Below are 20,776 nucleotides of genomic sequence, written 5' to 3' on the forward strand. Positions count from 1 at the left end.
TTCACTCATGAACACGGCGACAATCAAATCACCCTGCATATTGATATGCACGATGGACGCTGAAACCGGCTTTTGTCTGGGTTGCGCGCGCACGCTCGATGAAATTACGCGCTGGTCGCGCATGACCGCCGAAGAGCAAATCACGGTACTATCGCTTCTGCCCGACCGGCATGAAATTCTCATTGAAAAGAAAGTAGGCTGATGGGGCGCTTTTTCTGGCTCGTTATTGCCGCCGTCGCAATCGTCGCTTTGTTGCTGATGTCCAACAATGACAGCGGTACCACGCTGGGGCTCGACAATGATGTCTTCGCCCGTGCAGCCTATCTCGGCATATGGGGCGTGGTTCTCGCTGCCGGTCTGCTCGGCTCCGGCATCAAGCTTTCGGATTTCGCGCGCAATATGGCCGTCTGGGCGGTGATTATTCTCGGTCTCGTCGCGGGCTATCAGTATCGCTACGATCTTCAGGACGCTGCAAGCCGGATCACCGCAGGCCTTATCCCCGGCAGTCCGATTTCCGGGCGAAACGCCGAAGGCGCTGTAACAGTCACACTTGCCAAGGCTTCCAACGGCCATTTCGAAGTGAATGGCCGCGTCAACGGCGCGCGCGTGCATTTTCTGGTCGATACGGGCGCTTCTTCGGTTGTTCTGTCACAGGAAGACGCGGAGCGCGCAGGCCTTGATACAGCGTCACTGAACTATAATGTGCCGGTGATGACAGCCAATGGCACCGCTTCCGCCGCAAGCATAACCATCGCGAACTTGCAGATCGGCGACATCGAGCGCCAAAACATTCGCGCCATGGTCACCAAGGAAGGTCTGATGACCGGTAGTCTGCTCGGGATGAATTTTCTGCAAACGCTGGGGGGCTTTACGGTACGTGGCGACCAGTTGATCCTGATCGATTAAGCCGCTTCGGCACTGGCCTCGGCTACAGCGGCATAGGCTTCACGCAACACATCGCTGTTCGCGCCAGGCTTTGTCGCGTCGGTGGATAGCATCTGACGCCAGCGGCGAGCGCCCGGCAAGCCACTGAACAGACCCACCATATGGCGGCTCACATTCGAAAGCCTGCCGCCCGATGCGATATGCCGGTCGGTATACTCGCACATGGCCTCGATAATATCCGCCATATCAACAGCGACGGGGTCATCGCCAAACAGACGGGCATCCACTTCCGCCAGCAAGGCGGGATTGTGATAGGCGGCGCGCCCGAGCATCACCCCATCCATATGTTCCAGATGGGTTTTGGCGTCATCGAGCGTGGTAATACCGCCGTTAATGCCAACGAAAACATCGCCGAGACGGGCCTTCAACCGATAGGCGCGATCATAATCGAGTGGCGGGATTTCACGATTTTCCTTCGGAGACAGACCTTTTAGCCATGCCTTGCGTGCATGCACCCACAGGGCGTCGGCTCCGGCGGCAAGCGCCAGATCAGCGAGCGCATCCAGCGCCACTTCCGGGTCCTGATCGTCGACGCCGATACGGCACTTGACCGTGACCGGAACAGAAACAACGTTTTTCATCGCCTCGACACAACGCGCCACGATTTCGGGCGTCTGCATCAGGCAAGCGCCAAATGTACCCGACTGGACGCGGTCTGATGGGCAGCCGACATTCAGGTTGATCTCATCATAACCAAAGCCGATCCCGATTTTCGCCGCTTCTGCAAGCTTGGCTGGGTCAGACCCGCCCAACTGCAAGGCGATTGGGTGTTCTGCCGCATCGAAACCGAGCAAACGTTCGCGCGGACCATGGATCGCCGCATCCGCCACAACCATTTCCGTATAAAGCAATGCACGCTTCGAAAAGAGCCTGTGAAGATACCGGCAATGTCTGACGGACCAATCGATCATCGGCGCAACGGCGAAGCGATAGTCCGGATAGTTGCGGTTTTTCGATGTTGCATCAGTCATTTAGACATAAATCCTAAGAAGGCGATTCAAGGAATGATTTCAGATCATTCGATCAGAATGCTGGCAATCTGCCGTTAGAATGGCGCAAAAAGCCACACTTGCGCGAAATGTTCAAGTTTTGCAGCTAAGCTCCAATATAGAACCTTATCGCTATATTTCATCGGTTTCAGCACCGACCAGCGCCTTTAAAGGCGAACAGGCTGTGACTTTGGTCGCATTTGCGCATTATGATCGCGTCCTAAGCAATCCCCTCCGATTCTTTTCTCATCATTCAAGGAAATCCGGCGTGACCTACCTTTCCCCATTCGGCAAATCCTTCGATGCCTTCCTGTTCGACATGGACGGCACGATTCTCAGCTCCATTGCGGCGACCGAGCGCGTCTGGGGAGAATGGGCCAAGCGTCACGGGATCGATCCGGTTACATTTTTGCCGACAATTCACGGCGTGCGCGCCGTCGATACAGTCCGCCGTCTCGATATCGGCCTCGACCCCGATCAGGAAGCTGCAATTCTACTGGAAGCTGAAATGGCCGATCTGGATGGTATCGTTCCAATCGATGGCGTCTGCGACTTCCTGAACGCGCTGCCGGAAAACCGTTGGGCGATTGTGACGTCAGCCCCGCTTGAACTGGCCCGTCGCCGCATCAAGGCAGCAGGATTGCCGCTGCCAAAGACCATTGTCTCGGCGGAAGATGTTGAACGCGGCAAGCCGAGCCCGGAATGCTTTCAGCTTGGCGCAAAGAAACTTGGCTTTGATCCGCATCGCTGTCTGGTGTTCGAAGACGCACCGGCGGGCATAGTCGCCGGAGAATCAGCTGGTGCTTGCGTGGTTGTCGTCACGGCAACGCACCCACATTCGCCGGAAACCTCGCATCGAAGCATCGACAGCTATCGCGAGCTGGCACTGAGCGTGGCCGACGACGGCAAGCTCAGCCTTGCCGTCGGTGAAACCATTTCGGTCGGATAAGCGCGACGAAATTCTGGTTATGATGAGCCGAAAATGGTGGAGTTCGAGAACCGGCGCGCAGTGTGCTTCAGCACATGAGCACCGGAAGCGCAGAACAACGCCATTTGCAGGCCGTCAGAGCCAGAATTAAATGACCCGCCGCCCCTCGCGCCAAACGGTCCGTATGATCGGCACATGTTCGGCCACCTGAACACGCACCAGATCGGCGCGCTTGCCTTCGGCTATTTCGCCACGATCGTCAAAGCCCACAGCCTGCGCAGGGTTCTTCGAAACCAGACGAATAGCTTGCGGCAATGAAATGCCATCCAAGACATCAGCCAGAAAGAATGCCGACTGCATCATGCTGGCCGGGATATAATCCGATGAGATGATGTCGAGATGTCCGGCTTCGACCAATTCTCGCGCTGAAACGTTGCCCGAATGCGAGCCGCCACGGACCACATTGGGCGCGCCCATAAGCACCGACATACCAGATTCTTTCGAGGCTTTCGCCGCCGTGTGGGTTGTCGGGAACTCGGCAACGCGAATGCCCTGTTCACGCGCTTCTGCCACGTGATCGAGCGTTGCATCGTCATGGCTTGCAAGGATCACGCCGCGTTCATGACACAGATCGGCAATCGCCTTGCGCGTCTTGGCGGAATAAATCTGCGACTGGCCGATGCGGCGCTCGCAATAAATCCGGAACTCTTCTTCCGACAGCTTGTTCTTGCCCAGAAAGTAGGCCTTGTAGGCGTCCAGATTGGTGAACTGCCGCTGTCCCGGCGCATGGTCCATTAGCGAAACCAGCATGACCAGCGGGTGGCTGCCGAAACGTTCAAAGGCCGGAAGACAATCGGGCGCAGACACTTCGCAACGCATATGCAGGAAATGGTCGGCACGCAGCCTGCCCGCCGCACGACCCTCTGCAATGGCCGTGGAAAGCTTCAGCATGTCGTCGATGCCGGTTTGCGCATCATCATCCAAACCGATGCGCAAAGCATCGAAGACGGTGGTGATACCAGAAGCGGCAATCTGCGCATCATGCGCCTGTACGGCGGCAATCGGGTTCCAGCGCACTTTGGGGCGCGGTGCATAGTGCCCTTCCAGATGGTCGGTGTGCAGCTCGATCAGACCCGGTGTCAGGAAGTCGCCTTCCATGTCTTCGCCGACCGATGACGACCCGCTGGCAATATCTGCAATCTGACCATCGACGAGCTTGATCGAGCCTTTGATGAGATCGTCTGCGAGAACGATGCGCGCGTTACGCAGGATAGTTTCACTGGTCATCACTTAAGGCCTCCCCACTGCCCGCTGGGTCCGCGTCTTCGTAATTCCACCTGTTAGCGGATGCAGCGAATGAATCTCGAAGGGCGCGCCCTTCTCAGGTTCCACGAACAGTGCGAGATTCGCAACCTCGACCGGATCGTTCAGAAGCGGTGCAAAGAATTCTTCCAGCCGACGCTCGATCCGCGCGCGATCACCTTCCGCGACCGGGCCAGTCAGGGTCATGTGGAAGCGGAACTCTTCAAAAACGTAAGGATAACCCCAGCGTTCCAGATTGTGACGCTGCGCTTCATTCAGGCGCTCAGGACGGCGTTTGGCAATTTCAGCTTCATTGAGCGGAGCGCGAAAACGATCCAGCGCGACGACAACATCATTGGCGAGCTGGTTCAAGGCCGTGACTGGTTCATGCGGCACCAGCGCGAAAAACGGCCCGATGGCCCGAAGCTTCAGGCGCGGGATGATGACGGGCTCCACCGACGATGCAAAATGCATCAGCGCCGACAGAAGTTCGCTTTCCGTCAGATCGTCATTCAGCCGAAACGGCGCTTTCATCGTGGCGTGAAAACCATAACGACGCGGTTCTTCGGTCAGCGATGCAATCTCTTCCGTGCCAAGCGAGCGAATCGCCGGCAGCTTGACCGGCTCACCGCTAAAGGCATTGCGCCCCAGCCAGTTGGCCGCAACCTTCAGAAGCGCATCGCTGGAAGGCGGCGTGAAATAGATCGCATAACGCATTTCAAATCCTTGGTCTGGAACCGTGTCTCGCCGCGGCGTGGCGCGGGATCGTTACACAACGAATGTGGCAAGTCGATAAAGCCTGTATGACAATGATGTAAGACAACTGACAAAGCGATTTTACATCACAGAAAATTGGTATAGGCGTCTGTAATCGATTTGAGGAGAAAAAGATGAGCGGTTTCGCGTCTATCGGCGAGTGCATGATTGAGCTTTCGGGCGGCGAAGGCGACCAATGGCGCATGGGTTTTGCTGGCGATACGCTGAACACCGCCTGGTATGTTCGCGCACTAACCGACAGATCGTTTCCGGTCGATTATGTGAGCGCTTTCGGCGAAGACAATTTCTCGCAAAAGCAGCGCGTTTTCTTCTCGTCCAACGGCATCGGCATTGCGCATAGCCCGGTGATCGCCGGTGTGCATCCGGGTCTTTATGCGATTACGCTAAACGGTGCTGAACGCTCCTTCACCTATTGGCGCAGCGATGCCGCCGCCCGCCGCCTTGCCAGCGACCGGGCCGCGCTGGAGCAAAGCCTTTCGGGCCGCGACATTATCTATTTTTCCGGCATTTCCATCGCGATCGTCTTGCCCGAGCATCGCGATACATTCTTCGACGTGCTGCGGCAATGCCGCGCTGCGGGATCGCGGATCGCTTTCGATCCGAACTTCCGTCACCAGCTCTGGCCGGATCGCAAGGCGGCGCAGGAAATCATCAGCGAAGCAATGCGGCTTGCCGATATCGCGCTGCCCACCTTCCCTGATGAGCAGGCGCTTTTCGGTGACAAAAACGCCGAAGCCTGTGCAGAACGCCTGATAGGCCTTGGTGTGAAGGAAGTTGTCGTCAAGGACGGTACGGAACCGGCATTGGTCGCAACCAATGGCGAACAGACACTGGTTCCCTCCGTTTTCGCCAATGCCGTGGATACTACGGGGGCTGGCGACAGCTTCAACGGCGCCTATCTCGTTGCGCGCATGGAAGGGCTATCGCCGGTTGAAGCCGCCCAGAAAGCCCATGCCGTTGCAGCCCGTGTCGTCGAAACGCGCGGCGCGCTCACGCCCATGGAGACGGCGCGCGCCGCTTATGCCGGGTGATGCCGCTCTAGTCCCGCGTAAAGGCGAAACGGCTCTCCTGAGCGTAGATTTCGCCCGGGCGCAGAATGGCCTGTGGGAAATAGGGATATTCAAGCGAACCCGGCCAGATTTGCGGCTCGAGGCAGAAGCCCGCATGTTTGCCATAGGGCTTGCCGGTCAGGCCGATGCAATCATTGGCCATCGTATTCCCTGCATAAAACTGAACGCCCGGCTCTGTCGTCAGCACGTCCATGCGCACACCTGACTTCGCCCCCTTGACTGAGGCGCAAAGCCGCAACGGCACACGTGTCGCCGACAGACAGAAATTGCTGTCATACTCGACCTGCTTGCCGTTGTCGGCATGGCGTATCGGGCGATAATCGCGGAAGTCGAACACCGTGTCCTTGACCGGCAGAACACGCCCATCTGGAATCAGCGCCTCATCGACCGGCATATAGGCGTCGGCTAGAATCTTGAGCTGATGGTCCAGAATATCGCCCTCACCGCCATCATCGAGATTGAAATAGCTGTGATGCAGAAGGTTGCAGACCGTCGGCTTGTCAGTCACAGCTTCCAGCCGCACGATCAAGGCGCCGTTCTCATTGAGCATGTAGGTGCAGCTGACCTTCAGATTGCCCGGAAATCCCATTTCGCCATCTTCGGCCACCGTGCCGAGCGTCACATAATCCGCGCCGCTGCCCGTGACCTTCCAGACCCGATTGCCGAGCCCCTTGCTGCCGCCATGAAGATTATGGCGTCCAAGATAGTTCGCCTCCACCTCATAGGTCTTACCATCCAGCACAAAATGCGCGTCGCGAATGCGGTTGGCCGAGCGGCCCGCAATTGCGCCCAGATGCGGCGAATGGGCGGGATAATCGTCAAAATTCTGATAGCCGATCACCAGCGGCGCATCATGACCCGCGAAGCGCAGATCCTGAATCGCCGCGCCCCATGTGATGATCTTGGCCGTCAACGGCCCGTTGGAGATGGTCAGCCGATGAACCGCCTGCCCGTCTGGCGCATGTCCGAAAACTTCCGATGTCACGTCTGCCGCCTGTAAAAGTATGATTTAAGGGAACCGCATCAAGCCGCATTGCAAGCTCTTAAGCAAGAGGGTTGCCGCTTGATCACAATCGATTCCTCCGATATTTTTTACATGTCTATATGTTAGAGCATTCAGTATTACTGACACCGTATTTAATATATTTTTCAAATATAAATTGAAAAAGGTATAGATATGCGATTAAATTTTGCGACGATTATGCCGTATATATTTCAGGAAGAAGGTGGCTTCGTCGACAATCCGGCTGATCCTGGCGGCGCAACCAATATGGGTATTACCATCGGTACTCTTGCCGGATGAACAGGTCATTCCGAATCTGCCCAGGACGTGAAAAATCTTACGAAAGATACTGCTACAGACATTTATAGAAAACAGTATTGGGACAAGATAGACGGCGACAGTCTTCCCTCTGGCATTGACTATGCCATGCTGGACTTTGCGGTCAATTCCGGCCCAAGTCACGCAATAAAAATGTTGCAGCAAATACTTGGTCTATTGCAAGACGGATATCTCGGACCCGCTACTTTTGCCGCACTCTCAGCCCGCCCGCCGCAGGATATTATCGACCGGCTATGCGATGAACGCGCGGCCTGGCTCCGGGGACTTGCTGCCGCCGCAACCTTCGGTAAAGGCTGGCAGGCCCGCGTTGAACGGGTGCGTTCACGCGCGCTGGCGCTTGCGCTAAAGCCTGTCAACGATGTCGATCCCGCGTATCCAGCGGGCATTTCGTTCCCGCACTCCTATGAACCCGCGTACAACACGCGGCCAGAGGTCGCTCAACCCGGCAATCCTGTCGTGAGTACATTGCAACAGCCCGGAGTGCTTGGCACTGTGGCGAGTATCGCATCAGGGCTGGTCGCCATTATCGTGCAGGATGGCCCGCTGGAAACGGGACTTGCCTGTGCGATGATTGCGGTCTCTCTGATAGGTGTAATCTATTTCGCCAAGCGCTGAAAAAGATGCCAATACAGCCCCGCATGAAGAGATTTCAAAAAATTGAGATTGCCTTTATGTTGCGCTTCGCTCGTCTGGCATCTTATATGCGCATCGAACTCCCGGTGATCTTGAAACTAATATGACTTTCCTCATGACCGGAAAAACGCTAGACACGCGCATACAGAGCATTTCCAGCAAATGTGCCCAACACTTTTGCTGGCCGCGAAATGCGACGAAAAAATCAGATGCCTATAATTCGCGGCATCATCAGGAATAAAGGAATCGAAACTTGTCCTCTACTTTTGACAAAGTCGCCGACATCATCGCCGAAACCAGTGAAATCGATCGTGACACCATCACGCCGGAAAGCCACACCATCGACGATCTGGGCATCGACAGCCTCGACTTCCTCGACATCGTCTTTGCTATCGACAAGGCTTTCGGCATCAAGATTCCGCTTGAGCAGTGGACGCAGGAAGTAAACGAAGGCAAGGTTCCGACCGAAGAATACTTCGTCCTGAAGAATCTCTGCGCCAAGATCGACGAGCTGGTTGCGGCCAAAAAGGCCTGAGCTCGCTGAAAAATTGACGGTATTGAAGGGTGGACAGCAATGTTCGCCCTGATTCCGTTTCTGGAGCACAAGACAGTTCCTAGGACAGCCCCTTGGCCTCATCACGGCAGAACCGGACCCATGCAGAACAATAAAGTCGTCATCACCGGCATCGGCATTATTTCATCACTCGGCGAAGGCGCCGAAGTGCATTGGAACGCTTTTTCGACAGCGGGTAGCGAACCACGCCTCGAAAGAGAAGCCTTTGCTCCCTACACCGTTCATCCACTCGGCGAAGTCGATTGGAGCTTGCAAATTCCAAAGCGCGGTGACCAGCGCCAGATGGAAACCTGGCAGCGACTCGGCACTTATGCCGCAGGCCTCGCGCTGCAAGATGCAGGCATGAAGGACGATGAAGCGCTCTGCGCGACCATGGATATGGTTGTGGGCGCAGGTGGTGGCGAACGCGACATTACCGTCGACATGCAGATTCTCGAAGAAGGCCGCACTAGCAACAATCGCGGTGTGATGCTGAACGAGAAACTCTCGACCGAACTGCGGCCGACCCTGTTTCTGGCGCAACTTTCCAACCTGCTCGCTGGCAATATTTCCATCGTCCACAAGGTGACGGGTTCTTCGCGCACTTTCATGGGCGAAGAAGGCTCCGGCATTTCGGCCATTGAAACAGCGGCAGCCCGCATCCGCACCGGACAGAGCACGCATGCTCTGGTGGGCGGCTCCTACAATGCCGAACATTTCGACATGATTCTCGGTCACGAGCTGGGCGGACTGCTCAAGCATGACGGCTGGGCACCGCTCTGGGAGCGTGACGGTTCGGCAGGCGGCGGCATGATCTCCGGCTCCGGCGGCGTGTTCCTCGTTCTCGAAAATGCCGAACATGCTGCCAAGCGCGGTGCACGCGCCTATGCAGAAGTCGCGGGAATCGCAGCCACGCAAATCCGCCGCGAAAGCGACGATCTTGCCAAGACCGTTCGCGATCTTGTTCTGGCAGCCAATGACGGCAAGGACCCGGCCTATGTTGTTTCCGGCGCATCCGGCGCTCATGAAGCGACCAAAGCTGAAAAATCCGTATTGAACGGCTTTTGCGCAGCCTATCGCGGCATATCCGGCCTGACCGGACATTTGCGCGAAGCACAATTTCCGCTGGCGCTGGCGCTGGCCGCCATTTCCGTCTGGAAGGGTGAGGCTTTTGCGCCGTTGAATGCATCGGAAAAGGCCGCTGACGGAAAAATCAGCGAAGCCGTCGTCACCACTGTCGGAGCAACGCGCGCCGAAGGTGCCGCAAAGCTGGTGAGAGCATAAGATGACCAAATATACAGACCATCTGGGCCGCCCCATCGTCGCCATCACAGGCGCTGGCGTTGTTTCCTCGCTCGGACAGGGCAAGGAAGACAACTGGGCCGCGCTGACCGGCGGTGTTTCGGGCATTCACAGCATTACCCGTTTTCCGCTGGAAAATCTGAACACACGCTTTGCGGGCACTGTGGATTTCCTGCCTGAAAGCGAAACCGGCGCGTCCGCATTGTCTGAAAAGCTGGCACGTCTTGCCGGTGAGGAGGCACTTGCCCAGTCCGGCCTTTCGACAACCAATTTCGGCGGCCCGCTCTTTCTGGCCGCCCCACCGGTCGAACTCGACTGGAAAAGCCGCTTTGCGCTTGATGCCAGCGTGAAGAACGAAGGCCCGGCCAGCTATCAGCTTCTGCTCGAAGCCTGCCGCCGCGTGCGCCATGAAGCGCTCTTCAGCACGACGCAGTTCGGTTATATCGCCGAGCGCCTCTCGGAAGCCTTCGGGACGCGCGGCCTGCCGATCACGCTTTCCACCGCCTGCGCTTCGGGTGCAACGGCGATCCAGCTTGGCGTTGAAGCCATCCGTCGCGGCGAAAGCGATCATGTTCTGGCGATTGGCACCGACGGTTCCGTTTCAGCGGAAGCGCTGATCCGCTTCTCGCTGCTCTCTGCACTGTCCACGCAGAATGAAAAGCCGGAAAAAGCCTCGAAACCTTTCTCCAAGGATCGCGACGGCTTTGCCATGGCCGAAGGCTCTGGCGCACTGGTCATGGAATCGCTCGAAAGTGCTGTTGCCCGCGGCGCAAAGGTTCTCGGCATTCTGGCCGGTTGCGGCGAAAAGGCCGACGACTTCCACCGCACCCGCTCGAAGCCCGACGCCTCGCCTGCCATTGGCACGGTGCGCGCTGCCCTTGCCGATGCAGGCCTCACCGAAGACCAGATTTCCTACATCAACGCCCACGGCACCTCGACGCCGGAAAACGACAAGATGGAATATCTGGCGCTTTCGTCCGTATTCGGCGAACGCATCGAATCCATCCCGGTTTCGTCCAACAAGTCGATGATTGGCCATACGCTGACCGCAGCCGGTGCGATTGAAGCTGTGTTCTCGCTGCTTACGATCCAGACCGGAACGCTGCCGCCCACCATCAATTACGACAATCCGGACCCGGCTATTCCGCTGGACGTTGTGCCGAATGTGAAGCGTCAGGCGGAGGTTTCCGCAGTGCTTTCGAACTCATTCGGCTTCGGCGGACAGAATACGAGCCTTGTTTTGGCGGCAAATCCGAATTAATCCGTCCGGCAAACGAATTTTAAATTTCCTGATGATCCCGGAAGGCGGAAGCTCTCCGGGATCATGCCATGAAAGGAATAGCCCATGCGCGCTTTGCAGCTTCTCGACGACCGTCGCCTAGAAATCACCGATATTGCACCGCCCCCGCCTCCTGGCCTTGGCGAAGTTACGGTCAAGATCAAGGCGGTCGCGCTGAACCATATCGACGTATGGGGCTGGCGTGGTATGGCTTTCGCCAAGCGCAAAATGCCACTGGTGATCGGTGCGGAAGCATCCGGCGTTGTCGATGCCGTTGGTCCCGGTGTTTCCAATCTGCTGCCCGGCCAGCTCGTTTCGATTTATGGTGCGCGTACCTGCGGTCTTTGCCGCGCCTGCCGCGAAGGCCGTGACAATCTGTGCGAACATGTCGGCGGCGTGCATGGTTTCCATCTCGATGGCTTTGCATGCGAAGCCGTGAATCTTCCGGCCCGCCTGCTCGTGGCTGCACCTCCCGGTGTTGACGCTATCGGTGCTGCCGTTGCTCCCGTGACCTTCGGCACGGTCGAGCATATGTTGTTCGACAATGCCAAGCTGGAACCGGGCGAAACCGTTCTCGTACAGGCTGGCGGCTCGGGCATCGGTTCGGCAGCGATCCAGCTTGCCAAGAAGATGGGCTGCACGGTCATCACCACAGTCGGTTCTGACGACAAGATCGAGAAGGCCAAGGCTCTCGGCGCCGATCACGTCATCAACTATCGCGAAGACCGCTTCGAAGGTGTTGTGCGCAAGCTGACCAAAAAGAAGGGCGTCGATGTCGTCTTCGAACATGTCGGCGCAGACACATGGGCTGGCTCGATGCTCTGCATGAAGCGCGGCGCGCGTCTTGTCACCTGCGGTTCTACCTCGGGCGTTTCGACCAACATGAACCTGATGCAGCTGTTCCAGCAGCAGCTCAAGATTCTGGGTTCCTTCGGCTGCCGTATGGAAAACATGGCCGACGCCATGCAGAAAATGGCGCGTGGTATCGTGCATCCGGTCATCGACACAGTGGTCGGTTTCAACGATATCGACACCGCCCTGAAGCGCATGGAAGGCCGTGACGTCTTCGGCAAGATCATTCTCCAGATCGACTGAAGCCCGTCCCTGTCATGATGTTCAAACTGAAGCTCCTGCTCTTTCGCTGGTCGCGCAAGCTGAAGCAGTTCAATTACTGGCTCTGGGCTCAGGCCGTTTTTGTGCTGCTTGGTCTGTTGCGCCTGTTTCCGGCGAAGGCTGCCATCAGCTTTGCAGCCAAGGTGTCCCGTCTCATCGGGCCACTAACGCCGCGCCACAAGATCGCAACCAACAATCTGCGCAAAGCCTATCCCGAAAAGAGCGATGCGGAGATCGAAGTGATTGCGCGCGACATGTGGGATTCCATGGCGCGCCTTCTGGCGGAATATATTTTCCTCGACGCGATTTTCGATTTTGATCCCCATGCTGCCAAGCCGGGCCTGATCGAAGTCGATGGCATTCCGATTTTCGAACGCCTGCGCGATGAAAAGAAGCCGCATATCTTCTTCACGGCGCATACGGGCAATTTCGAGCTGCTGCCGATCTGCGCGGCCACATTCGGCCTGAATGTCACCGCGCTGTTCCGTCCACCGAACAATCCTTATATCGCCAACAAGGTTCTGAAAGCCCGCCATACCAATATGGGTCACCTCGTGCCTTCCAAGGCAGGTGCGGCCTGGGCGCTGGCAGGTATTCTGGGCGATGGCGGCAATGTCGGCATGCTCGTCGACCAGAAGTTTTCGCGCGGCGTGCCGTCGACATTCTTCAACCGTCCGGTGAAAACAAATCCGCTGCTGGCCAAGCTTGCACGCCAGTATGATTGCGATGTCTATCCGGCGCGCTGTATCCGTCTGCCCGGCGGACGCTACCGGCTGGAACTTTATGAGCGCATGGAACTGCCACGCGACGACAAGGGTCAGATCGATATCGATGCCACGGCGCAATTGCTCAACGATACTGTCGAACAATGGGTTCGTGAATATCCGGGCCAGTGGATGTGGTTCCACAAGCGCTGGGGATAAAGTTCCCTTTGGGGTTCAACACGGGGCTGGAGCGGCAATTTCAACCGATATAGGCATTTTTGGGATGCTTTAATTGGTTGAGTGCGCCCCTGCCCCGTGCTACCGGCAAGCGATATTGCCTGGGAGCCAGTCACCCCAGGAAATTGCTCAAGGAGCCCACCATGCGTCCCATCGCGATTGCCCCGTCCATTCTTTCCGCAGATTTCGCCCGTCTTGGCGAAGAAGTTGATGCCGTGCTGGAAGCCGGTGCCGACTGGATCCACATCGATGTCATGGATGGGCATTTCGTGCCGAACATCACGTTTGGCCCGCAGGTGGTGAAGGCGATCCGCCCGCGCACCAAGGCAGTCTTTGACACGCATCTGATGATCGCGCCGTGCGATCTCTTTCTCGAGCCCTTTGCCGATGCAGGCTGCGATGTGATTACGGTTCACGCCGAAGCCGGTCCGCACACGCATCGTTCGCTGCAATCGATCCGCGCACTCGGCAAAAAGGCCGGTATCGCGCTCAACCCGGCAACTCCGGTCGAAGCCATCACCAATATTCTGGATGATGTCGATCTGATCCTAGTCATGACCGTCAATCCGGGCTTCGGTGGCCAGAAGTTCATCCACCCGATGCTCGACAAGATCAAGCGCGTCCGTGAAGTGGTTGGCGACCGTCCAATCGATATTGAAGTCGATGGCGGCGTGACGGCTGAAACCGCTGGCTTGGTTGTCGCCGCAGGCGCCAATGTCCTTGTTGCAGGCTCTGCCGTCTATAAGGGCAATTCGGTGGAATCCTACCGCACCAATATTCAGGCAATCCGCGCCGCAGCCGAAGCTGCGCGTCGTTAAGGCGTTGAGCAGAGGCGTCACCTCTGCTACACCGCGCCTATCCCTATTTCCCAAGACCTGCGGCCCGCATCCGGGCCGCCAAAACAGGATTTGCCAATGATCCCGCGCTATTCCCGGCCTGAAATGGTCGCTATCTGGTCTCCAGAGACGAAATTCCGTATCTGGTTCGAGATCGAAGCCTATGCTTGCGAAGCGCTGGCCGAACTGGGCGTCATCCCGAAGGAAGCTGCCAAGACCATCTGGGAAAAGGGTAGCGTGGCAAAGTTCGACGTCGCTCGCATCGACGAGATCGAAGCTGTCACCAAGCACGACGTTATCGCCTTCCTGACCCATCTTGCTGAATTCATTGGCCCGGACAGCCGTTTCGTGCATCAGGGCATGACCTCGTCGGACGTGCTCGACACCACGCTCAACGTCCAGCTGGTGCGCGCTGCCGATCTGCTGCTCGCCGATATGGACCGCGTTCTGACCGCGCTGAAGACCCGCGCTTTCGAACACAAGGATACGGTGCGTATCGGTCGCAGCCATGGCATCCATGCCGAGCCGACCACGATGGGCCTCACCTTCGCGCGCTTCTATGCAGAAATGCAGCGCAACCGCACCCGTCTCGTCGCAGCACGTGCAGAAATCGCAACCGGCGCAATTTCCGGAGCTGTCGGCACCTTTGCCAATATCGATCCACGCGTTGAGGAATATGTCTGCGCCAAGCTTGGCCTCAAAGCCGAGCCGGTTTCCACGCAGGTCATCCCGCGCGACCGTCATGCAATGTTCTTCGCGACACTCGGCGTCATCGCCTCGTCGATCGAAAATGTCGCCATCGAAATCCGCCACATGCAGCGCACGGAAGTTCTGGAAGCCGAAGAGTTCTTCTCTCCGGGCCAGAAGGGTTCGTCGGCCATGCCGCACAAGCGCAACCCGGTTCTGACCGAAAACCTGACCGGCCTCGCCCGTCTGGTGCGTATGTCGGTCACGCCTGCGATGGAAAACGTCGCTCTCTGGCACGAACGCGATATTTCGCATTCGAGCGTCGAGCGCGCCATTGGCCCGGACACCACCATCACGCTCGACTTCGCGCTCAACCGTCTGGCTGGCGTTGTCGAAAAGCTGGTGATCTATCCAGACAACATGCTGAAAAACATGAACAAGTTCCGCGGCCTAGTGCATTCGCAGCGCGTCCTGCTGGCACTGACGCAGGCTGGCGTATCGCGCGAAGACGCTTATCGTCTGGTGCAGCGCAATGCCATGAAGGTCTGGGAACAGGGTGCTGACTTCCTCGAAGAACTGCTCGGCGACGCGGAAGTGCGTGCAGCCCTCTCCGAAGAGCAGATCCGCGAGAAGTTTGATCTCGGCTACCACACAAAGCATGTAGACACGATTTTCAAGCGCGTCTTCGGCTAAGGAGATTTTGGTTCTGGCGCTGCCGTTTCCCTCATCCTGAGGAGCCGTTGAAAACGGCGCATCATCCTGAGATTTCCGAAGGATCGAAGGAGAGGGAAACAAGCAAAGCGTCTGCCCTCGCCCTTCGACACGGTGCTTCGCACCTGCTCAGGATGAGGGGGACAACAAGTGTTCGACTGATCTGAAACGATCACCCTTCAAGTCATTTTTTCACATTAGAAAAAGCCCCATGTTTTGGAAAACATGGGGCTTTTTACTTTTCTCAGCGGCTTAGCCTTTAAGCCTTGGTCTTGATCGTATTGACCACATTGCCCCAAGGATCGACGAAAGAACTGTTGTCGCCGCCGCGCGTATCTTCCAGCTCGACCCAGGCAAGGCCTGTCCGATCCGCATCGCGCTTGCCAGCACCGGCGCTCTGCCAGGCATTGGCCGCGATATGGTGGTGGTAACGCCCGGTGGACATAAACACAGCCCGGTCGCCATAGGTCTGCACCGTTTCCAGCCCAAGTTCATTGTGCCAGAAGGTTTCCGCGTCATGCGCGTTACCGACACGCAGATGCACGTGGCCAACGACCGTGTTCTGCGGCGCACCGGTCCATTCTCCGCCTTCCGTTTTGATGACATCAAGCAAGCCGCGCACATCGAGCGCTTCCGTGCCCATTTTCACGCGATCGCCATTCCACTGCCAATTCCCATGTGGGCGGTCGGAATAGATCTCGATGCCGTTGCCTTCCGGATCGGTCAGGTAGATAGCTTCGCTGACATCGTGGTCCGAAGCGCCAACAACCGGCAATTGCTTGTCGATAGCCCGGCGCGACCAGCGTGCCAGATCGCCACGCGTCGGCAGCAAGAACGCCGTGTGGTAAAGACCGGCACTGCGCGGATCATCAGGACGAGCAGCTGAGAACTGTTCAATTTCCATCAATTCGCGATCACCAGCGCCGAGAACGATGGACGCGCCACGACGGCTCATTTCGCGCAAGCCAACAACGTCGCGGTAATATTCAGCCAGCGTTTCCGCATCACGTGCCTTGAGACCAATGCGCGCCACACGCATCGGCGCAGTCATGGCAAATGGAAGAGGTGCAACAGGACGGGTCGTCTCAGTAACCGGCGTCTTCAATTGCTGTGTCATATCATTCTCCTTCGACGGCATGTCTGCACGCGCGGGCAATATACCGGCCATCACAGCAGCTCCCGTAGCGCCAAGCACCGAACGTCTGCTGATTGCCATGGCCTATGCTCTCCTTCGCGTTTTGCTCTCCGTAAACATCGCTGTTTGCTGCATCGTTCACAAGATCGCGATCTGCGAACAGGCTGTTCAACATTCGTATTCGTTTCCGCGCACGTCGAAGCGCTTGAAGAACGGACTAAGGCGATCTAAATGGGGGCTATGAAAGTCAAAGACGCAGATATTCTCATTATTCCCGGCTATACCAATTCCGGCCCCGACCACTGGCAGACCCGTTGGGAGAGCAAGCTCTCAACCGCGCGCCGTGTGCAGCAGGCCGAATGGTCGAAGCCAGTGCGCGACGATTGGGTCGGTGAAGTGGTCAAGGCCGCGAATGCCGCAACAAAGCCCATTGTGCTGGTTGCGCATTCTTTGGGTGTGGCGACAGCCTTGCACGCTGTGCCGCTGATCCAGCACAAGATCGCAGGCGCTTTTTTCGTCGCGCCACCGGATGTCTCCAATGAGAGCATCCGCCCGAAGCATCTGATGACCTTCGGTCCTTATCCGCGTGAGCGACTACCCTTTCCGACGATCACGGTTGTAAGCCGCAACGATCCTTTCTCAAGCTTCGAAGCTGCCGAAGAGGTCGTGAAGGACTGGGGTGCGATGCTCATCGATGCAGGTGAATCCGGTCATATCAACTCGGATTCAGGCCATGGCCCTTGGCCGGAAGGCTCCATGGTGTTTGCGGAGTTCATGACGCAACTCCAGGCGCCAAAACAACACTGAAACAAAAAGGCGGGTTCAAAACCCGCCTTTTGTCTATTCAACGATCTGAGGCCAACTCAGGCGCGAACGGTATCCACCAGCTTCTGTGCGGCAAGGCGCAAATAACCGCCTTCGTTGCTGACGGTCGCAAACCGGAAGCCCAGCGGAATATAGCGGCGCGCAAACTCCGGCGACGGCGAATAAATGCCGGCGATCTTGCCTGCCGCAGCGGCCTTGCGCGCAATATTGCTGATCGGCTCGACAATGGCGTCCGAATGCGGATTGGCCTCGCGTCCATTGCTCCAGGCAATCGAGAAATCAGCCGGGCCGACAAATACGCCGTCAATGCCGCGCACATCCAGAATAGCGTCCAGCGCATCATAGGCATCGCGCGTTTCGATCATCGCGAAAGCCAGCGTGTCCTGGTTTGCCGTGGTCAGATAATCATTGGAACCGGGCGTGCCATAATCGGCATTGGGGCGGAAAACACCCCACGAACGCTCGCCCACCGGCGGATATTTCATGGCCGCCGCGAACTTGCGCGCATCCTCGGCGGAATTGATCATCGGTGCAATCACCGCCTGAGCACCGAAATCCAGCGCACGGCTGGCCATATCGAAGCGCCCGACCGGAATACGCACCACCGGCGGCTTACCGGCGTTCAGAATGAGACCAACGCTGCGCAGCACGCTTGCCTCGTCATGACCGCCGTGCTGCATGTCCAGCGTGACAGCGTCAAAGGCAGTATGAGCAAGGATTTCAACCGTCAGCGGCTCAGGAAGAGACGACCACGCCGAGAGAACAGTTTCACCGGCACGCAAACGCGAAGACAACGACATAGGGATTTCCTTCATTTCACAACTGGCATTTCATGAGAATGGCATTTCAGAATAACGGGCAAATAAAACATAGGGCGGAAGCCTGCACTTCCACCCTATCGCTTCAATCTTCTTGTATCTGACGGATCGCTTCCTCCAGGAAGAGTTGCATCTTCTGGCGGATCGTTTCGTCACTGTCGGGGAGACCTGCATCGTCGAAATCGGTGCGGATTTTGCGAAACACATCGCCGTCACCGACCTCGAGAAAATCGGCTGCAACCACATCGCGGGCATAGGCTTCCGCCTCGCCGTTCTTCTTGCCGAGCCGCTCGGCAGCCCACAATCCGAGAAGCTTGTTGCGGCGCGCTTCGGCTTTGAAGCGCAAGTCAGCATCGTGCACGAATTTCTTTTCGAAAGTATCGCGGCGATCGTCCATACCTGTCGTCATTCACAAAACTCCCAACAACTCCCATTAGGAAGAGATCGTCACCCATTCTCTTGCCTAATGCTGGCAAGGGGAGCAAGATTATACAAGAGCGGCAAATCAATTTCTTGTAGCTCGTCCATAATCTTGCACTAAAACGCATCCCGAAAAGTGCGAAACATTTTCGGAATAGATGCGCGCCAAAACATGAACTGGAGCGCCGATCGGATGCAATCGGATCGATACACGCTCTGGAAACACCGAAAACGGGGGAACCGGCACGAAGCAGGATTGTTAAAAGCCCTTATTTGCTATAGGTAGCCCGCGAGAATAGCGGCTTAGAGCCGATCACCATAGATATGGAAATCCGAGAAAAGCCATGAACCGTCGCCGCCGTATTTACGAGGGCAAGGCCAAGATTCTTTACGAAGGCCCCGAGCCAGGAACGCTGGTCCAGTTCTTCAAGGACGATGCAACCGCGTTCAACAAGAAAAAGCACGAAGTCGTGGACGGAAAGGGTGTCATCAACAACCGCATTTCCGAATATATTTTTACCCAGCTGAACCGCATCGGAATTCCAACCCACTTCATCCGCCGTCTCAACATGCGTGAGCAGCTGATCAAGGAAGTGGAAATCATTCCGCTGGAAGTCGTGATCCGCAACGTTGCAGCCGGTTCGCTGTCCAAGCGCCTCGGGATCGAGGAAGGCACGGTGCTGCCGCGCTCGATCATCGAGTTTTATTACAAGGCCGACGCGCTCGAAGACCCGTTGGTCACGGAAGAACACATCACTGCATTCGGCTGGGCCAGCCCGCAGGAAATCGATGACATCATGGCACTTGCCATTCGCGTCAACGACTTCCTTTCCGGCCTGTTCCTGGGCGTCGGCATCCAGCTTGTCGACTTCAAGATCGAATGTGGCCGTCTGTGGGAAGGCGACATGATGCGGATCGTCGTCGCCGACGAAATCTCCCCGGACTCGGCTCGTCTTTGGGATATCAACACCAATGACAAGCTCGACAAGGATCGTTTCCGCCGCGACATGGGCGGACTGGTCGAGGCCTATCAGGAAGTGGCGCGCCGTCTCGGCATCATGAACGAGAATGACTCGCCCCGTCCTTCTGGCCCCGTGCTTGTGAAGTAATCTGATCGGCCCGGGAGTCGCTAAGACAAAACCTTCCGGGCCGTTTCATTCGCGACCAGCAGCTCCAGATTTCTGTCTGAAGTTGTGAGAACCAAATCTAGAGCTACAGGAACCACAGAGTGATCAAGGCACGCGTCACCGTTACACTGAAAAACGGCGTTCTGGACCCGCAGGGCAAAGCAATCGTCGGCGCACTCGGCAGCCTCGGCTTTGCTGGCGTCAACTCGGCACGTCAGGGCAAGGTGTTCGACCTCGAACTCGAAGGCACCGACAAGGCCAAGGCCGAAGCAGAGCTGAAGGCCATGTGCGACAAGCTCCTAGCCAATACGGTGATCGAAGATTATTCCATCGCCATCGGCTGAGCCAAACAAAGGAAGCAGACGCCCATGAAATCCGCTGTCATTCTCCTTCCCGGCCTCAATCGTGACCGCGACATGATCGCAGCGCTCACCAAGATCACCGGTCAGGCTCCTGTCACGGTCTGGCAGACCGATACCAGCATTCCGGACGACGTCGACCTGATCCTCATCCCCGGCGGCTTCTCTTACGGCGACTATCTGCGCTGCGGCGCGATTGCTGCCCGTATGCCGGTTCTTCAGGCCGTGCGCGAGAAGGCCGACAAGGGCGTCATGGTTATGGGCGTGTGCAACGGTTTCCAGATTCTCGTTGAAGCCGGCCTGCTGCCAGGCGCGCTGATGCGCAACGCCTCGCTGAAGTTCGTCTGCCGCGAAGTGAAGCTGGAAGTCAGCAATGCCAACACCGCTTTCACCCGCGGTTACCAGCAGAACCAGATCATCCGCTGCCCGGTCGCGCATCATGACGGCAATTATTTTGCCGATGCCGAAACGCTGAAGCGCATCGAAGGCGAAGGTCAGGTCGTTTTCCGTTATGCAGAAGGCACCAACCCGAACGGTTCGGTCAATGATATTGCCGGCATCGTCAGTGCGCGCGGCAATGTGCTTGGCATGATGCCGCATCCGGAGAACCTGATCGAAGCCGCCCACGGCGGCGACGATGGGCGCGCACTTTTTGCAGGCGCTCTGGGCATCGCAGCCTGATAG

At 57.1% G+C, this 20,776-nt stretch carries 22 protein-coding genes and 1 pseudogene; 16 read left to right on the forward strand and 7 right to left on the reverse strand.

What is annotated here, in order from left to right:
- Window positions 1-7: 7 nt before the first annotated feature.
- The gene (locus tag ACTJKP_RS18960; RefSeq protein WP_151589552.1) at window positions 8-202 is read left to right on the forward strand and encodes a DUF1289 domain-containing protein; all 195 of its coding nucleotides are present in this window, start codon (window positions 8-10) and stop codon (window positions 200-202) included.
- Window positions 202-906 carry a TIGR02281 family clan AA aspartic protease gene (locus tag ACTJKP_RS18965; RefSeq protein WP_440631778.1) on the forward strand — a complete coding sequence of 235 codons (705 nt, stop codon included), beginning with the start codon at window positions 202-204 and terminating at the stop codon, window positions 904-906. Before ACTJKP_RS18960 ends, ACTJKP_RS18965 begins: the two co-directional genes overlap by 1 nt.
- Here the strand turns inward: ACTJKP_RS18965 and dusA are convergent.
- Window positions 903-1,916 (reverse strand): tRNA dihydrouridine(20/20a) synthase DusA, encoded by a 1,014-nt coding sequence (gene dusA, locus ACTJKP_RS18970; protein WP_440631779.1) that lies wholly within the window; start codon window positions 1,914-1,916, stop codon window positions 903-905. The genes ACTJKP_RS18965 and dusA overlap by 4 nt on opposite strands.
- Window positions 1,917-2,202: 286 nt before the next feature.
- On the opposite strand from dusA, the gene ACTJKP_RS18975 reads away from it, so the two are divergent.
- The gene (locus ACTJKP_RS18975; protein WP_440631780.1) at window positions 2,203-2,883 is read left to right on the forward strand and encodes an HAD family hydrolase; all 681 of its coding nucleotides are present in this window, start codon (window positions 2,203-2,205) and stop codon (window positions 2,881-2,883) included.
- 126 nt (window positions 2,884-3,009) lie between these two features.
- Here the strand turns inward: ACTJKP_RS18975 and ACTJKP_RS18980 are convergent, their stop codons facing one another.
- Together ACTJKP_RS18980 and ACTJKP_RS18985 are read right to left on the reverse strand one after the other, a co-directional pair.
- Entirely contained in the window at window positions 3,010-4,149 is a 1,140-nt protein-coding gene (locus ACTJKP_RS18980) for an alpha-D-ribose 1-methylphosphonate 5-triphosphate diphosphatase (protein ID WP_440631781.1), read from the reverse strand.
- A 3-nt stretch (window positions 4,150-4,152) separates the two neighbouring features.
- Window positions 4,153-4,881 carry a DUF1045 domain-containing protein gene (locus ACTJKP_RS18985; protein ID WP_440631782.1) on the reverse strand — a complete coding sequence of 243 codons (729 nt, stop codon included), beginning with the start codon at window positions 4,879-4,881 and terminating at the stop codon, window positions 4,153-4,155.
- A gap of 173 nt (window positions 4,882-5,054) precedes the next feature.
- Here ACTJKP_RS18985 and ACTJKP_RS18990 point away from each other — a divergent pair, with 173 nt between their 5' ends.
- On the forward strand, window positions 5,055-5,972 hold the full coding sequence (locus ACTJKP_RS18990) for a sugar kinase (protein ID WP_440631783.1): 918 nt from the start codon (window positions 5,055-5,057) through the stop codon (window positions 5,970-5,972).
- Window positions 5,973-5,979: 7 nt separating this feature from the next.
- Here the strand turns inward: ACTJKP_RS18990 and ACTJKP_RS18995 are convergent, their stop codons facing one another.
- Entirely contained in the window at window positions 5,980-6,996 is a 1,017-nt protein-coding gene (locus ACTJKP_RS18995) for an aldose epimerase family protein (protein WP_440631784.1), read from the reverse strand.
- 192 nt (window positions 6,997-7,188) lie between these two features.
- On the opposite strand from ACTJKP_RS18995, the pseudogene ACTJKP_RS19000 reads away from it, so the two are divergent.
- From ACTJKP_RS19000 to purB, 8 genes and pseudogenes are all read left to right on the forward strand, one after another.
- A pseudogene (locus ACTJKP_RS19000) lies at window positions 7,189-7,968 on the forward strand (glycoside hydrolase family 108 protein).
- Between the two features lie 271 nt (window positions 7,969-8,239).
- Window positions 8,240-8,521: an acyl carrier protein gene (locus tag ACTJKP_RS19005; protein WP_078338469.1), complete on the forward strand. Its 282-nt coding sequence runs from the start codon at window positions 8,240-8,242 to the stop codon at window positions 8,519-8,521.
- A gap of 120 nt (window positions 8,522-8,641) precedes the next feature.
- Window positions 8,642-9,823 (forward strand): beta-ketoacyl-ACP synthase, encoded by a 1,182-nt coding sequence (locus ACTJKP_RS19010; RefSeq protein ID WP_440631785.1) that lies wholly within the window; start codon window positions 8,642-8,644, stop codon window positions 9,821-9,823.
- Between the two features lies 1 nt (window position 9,824).
- Window positions 9,825-11,102 carry a beta-ketoacyl-ACP synthase gene (locus ACTJKP_RS19015; protein WP_440631786.1) on the forward strand — a complete coding sequence of 426 codons (1,278 nt, stop codon included), beginning with the start codon at window positions 9,825-9,827 and terminating at the stop codon, window positions 11,100-11,102.
- An 84-nt stretch (window positions 11,103-11,186) separates the two neighbouring features.
- Window positions 11,187-12,215 carry a zinc-binding dehydrogenase gene (locus ACTJKP_RS19020; protein ID WP_078338466.1) on the forward strand — a complete coding sequence of 343 codons (1,029 nt, stop codon included), beginning with the start codon at window positions 11,187-11,189 and terminating at the stop codon, window positions 12,213-12,215.
- Window positions 12,216-12,229: 14 nt separating this feature from the next.
- Window positions 12,230-13,156 carry a lipid A biosynthesis lauroyl acyltransferase gene (locus tag ACTJKP_RS19025; protein WP_078338465.1) on the forward strand — a complete coding sequence of 309 codons (927 nt, stop codon included), beginning with the start codon at window positions 12,230-12,232 and terminating at the stop codon, window positions 13,154-13,156.
- A gap of 161 nt (window positions 13,157-13,317) precedes the next feature.
- Window positions 13,318-13,992 (forward strand): ribulose-phosphate 3-epimerase, encoded by a 675-nt coding sequence (rpe, locus tag ACTJKP_RS19030; RefSeq protein ID WP_440631787.1) that lies wholly within the window; start codon window positions 13,318-13,320, stop codon window positions 13,990-13,992.
- A gap of 96 nt (window positions 13,993-14,088) precedes the next feature.
- Entirely contained in the window at window positions 14,089-15,390 is a 1,302-nt protein-coding gene (gene purB / locus ACTJKP_RS19035; RefSeq protein ID WP_440631788.1) for an adenylosuccinate lyase, read from the forward strand.
- A gap of 277 nt (window positions 15,391-15,667) precedes the next feature.
- On the opposite strand, the gene ACTJKP_RS19040 is transcribed toward purB, so the two are convergent.
- Complete coding sequence (locus tag ACTJKP_RS19040) at window positions 15,668-16,624, reverse strand: VOC family protein (protein WP_440631789.1); 957 nt, start codon at window positions 16,622-16,624, stop codon at window positions 15,668-15,670.
- A gap of 159 nt (window positions 16,625-16,783) precedes the next feature.
- Here ACTJKP_RS19040 and ACTJKP_RS19045 point away from each other — a divergent pair, with 159 nt between their 5' ends.
- Entirely contained in the window at window positions 16,784-17,350 is a 567-nt protein-coding gene (locus tag ACTJKP_RS19045) for an alpha/beta hydrolase (RefSeq protein ID WP_078338460.1), read from the forward strand.
- Window positions 17,351-17,406: 56 nt separating this feature from the next.
- Here the strand turns inward: ACTJKP_RS19045 and ACTJKP_RS19050 are convergent, their stop codons facing one another.
- A complete protein-coding gene (locus tag ACTJKP_RS19050) occupies window positions 17,407-18,174 on the reverse strand; it encodes an HpcH/HpaI aldolase family protein (protein WP_440631807.1) in 768 nt (255 codons plus the stop codon).
- 97 nt (window positions 18,175-18,271) lie between these two features.
- The gene (locus ACTJKP_RS19055) at window positions 18,272-18,595 is read right to left on the reverse strand and encodes a DUF1476 domain-containing protein (RefSeq protein WP_440631790.1); all 324 of its coding nucleotides are present in this window, start codon (window positions 18,593-18,595) and stop codon (window positions 18,272-18,274) included.
- A 355-nt stretch (window positions 18,596-18,950) separates the two neighbouring features.
- On the opposite strand from ACTJKP_RS19055, the gene purC reads away from it, so the two are divergent.
- The 3 genes from purC to purQ all read left to right on the forward strand — a co-directional run bounded on the left by purC (window position 18,951) and on the right by purQ (window position 20,773).
- The gene (gene purC / locus ACTJKP_RS19060; protein WP_113533538.1) at window positions 18,951-19,715 is read left to right on the forward strand and encodes a phosphoribosylaminoimidazolesuccinocarboxamide synthase; all 765 of its coding nucleotides are present in this window, start codon (window positions 18,951-18,953) and stop codon (window positions 19,713-19,715) included.
- 119 nt (window positions 19,716-19,834) lie between these two features.
- Window positions 19,835-20,077: a phosphoribosylformylglycinamidine synthase subunit PurS gene (gene purS, locus ACTJKP_RS19065; protein ID WP_078338457.1), complete on the forward strand. Its 243-nt coding sequence runs from the start codon at window positions 19,835-19,837 to the stop codon at window positions 20,075-20,077.
- Window positions 20,078-20,101: 24 nt separating this feature from the next.
- On the forward strand, window positions 20,102-20,773 hold the full coding sequence (purQ, locus tag ACTJKP_RS19070; RefSeq protein ID WP_078338456.1) for a phosphoribosylformylglycinamidine synthase subunit PurQ: 672 nt from the start codon (window positions 20,102-20,104) through the stop codon (window positions 20,771-20,773).
- The last annotated feature ends 3 nt before the right edge of the window (window positions 20,774-20,776 follow it).

The organism is Brucella sp. 22210, from assembly GCF_052045675.1.
Lineage (GTDB): Bacteria > Pseudomonadota > Alphaproteobacteria > Rhizobiales > Rhizobiaceae > Brucella.

Bases quoted from the DNA above. Each gene is read 5' to 3' on its own strand.
- dusA (WP_440631779.1), bottom strand. From the start codon at position 1,916: ATGACTGATGCAACATCGAAAAACCGCAACTATCCGGACTATCGCTTC.
- purQ (WP_078338456.1), top strand. From the start codon at position 20,102: ATGAAATCCGCTGTCATTCTCCTTCCCGGCCTCAATCGTGACCGCGAC.
- ACTJKP_RS19015 (WP_440631786.1), top strand. From the start codon at position 9,825: ATGACCAAATATACAGACCATCTGGGCCGCCCCATCGTCGCCATCACA.
- ACTJKP_RS19055 (WP_440631790.1), bottom strand. From the start codon at position 18,595: ATGACGACAGGTATGGACGATCGCCGCGATACTTTCGAAAAGAAATTC.
- rpe (WP_440631787.1), top strand. From the start codon at position 13,318: ATGCGTCCCATCGCGATTGCCCCGTCCATTCTTTCCGCAGATTTCGCC.
- ACTJKP_RS19010 (WP_440631785.1), top strand. From the start codon at position 8,642: ATGCAGAACAATAAAGTCGTCATCACCGGCATCGGCATTATTTCATCA.
- ACTJKP_RS18985 (WP_440631782.1), bottom strand. From the start codon at position 4,881: ATGCGTTATGCGATCTATTTCACGCCGCCTTCCAGCGATGCGCTTCTG.
- ACTJKP_RS18980 (WP_440631781.1), bottom strand. From the start codon at position 4,149: ATGACCAGTGAAACTATCCTGCGTAACGCGCGCATCGTTCTCGCAGAC.
- ACTJKP_RS19025 (WP_078338465.1), top strand. From the start codon at position 12,230: ATGATGTTCAAACTGAAGCTCCTGCTCTTTCGCTGGTCGCGCAAGCTG.
- ACTJKP_RS18990 (WP_440631783.1), top strand. From the start codon at position 5,055: ATGAGCGGTTTCGCGTCTATCGGCGAGTGCATGATTGAGCTTTCGGGC.
- ACTJKP_RS19020 (WP_078338466.1), top strand. From the start codon at position 11,187: ATGCGCGCTTTGCAGCTTCTCGACGACCGTCGCCTAGAAATCACCGAT.
- ACTJKP_RS19045 (WP_078338460.1), top strand. From the start codon at position 16,784: ATGAAAGTCAAAGACGCAGATATTCTCATTATTCCCGGCTATACCAAT.
- ACTJKP_RS19040 (WP_440631789.1), bottom strand. From the start codon at position 16,624: ATGGCAATCAGCAGACGTTCGGTGCTTGGCGCTACGGGAGCTGCTGTG.
- ACTJKP_RS18960 (WP_151589552.1), top strand. From the start codon at position 8: ATGAACACGGCGACAATCAAATCACCCTGCATATTGATATGCACGATG.
- ACTJKP_RS18965 (WP_440631778.1), top strand. From the start codon at position 202: ATGGGGCGCTTTTTCTGGCTCGTTATTGCCGCCGTCGCAATCGTCGCT.
- purC (WP_113533538.1), top strand. From the start codon at position 18,951: ATGAACCGTCGCCGCCGTATTTACGAGGGCAAGGCCAAGATTCTTTAC.
- purB (WP_440631788.1), top strand. From the start codon at position 14,089: ATGATCCCGCGCTATTCCCGGCCTGAAATGGTCGCTATCTGGTCTCCA.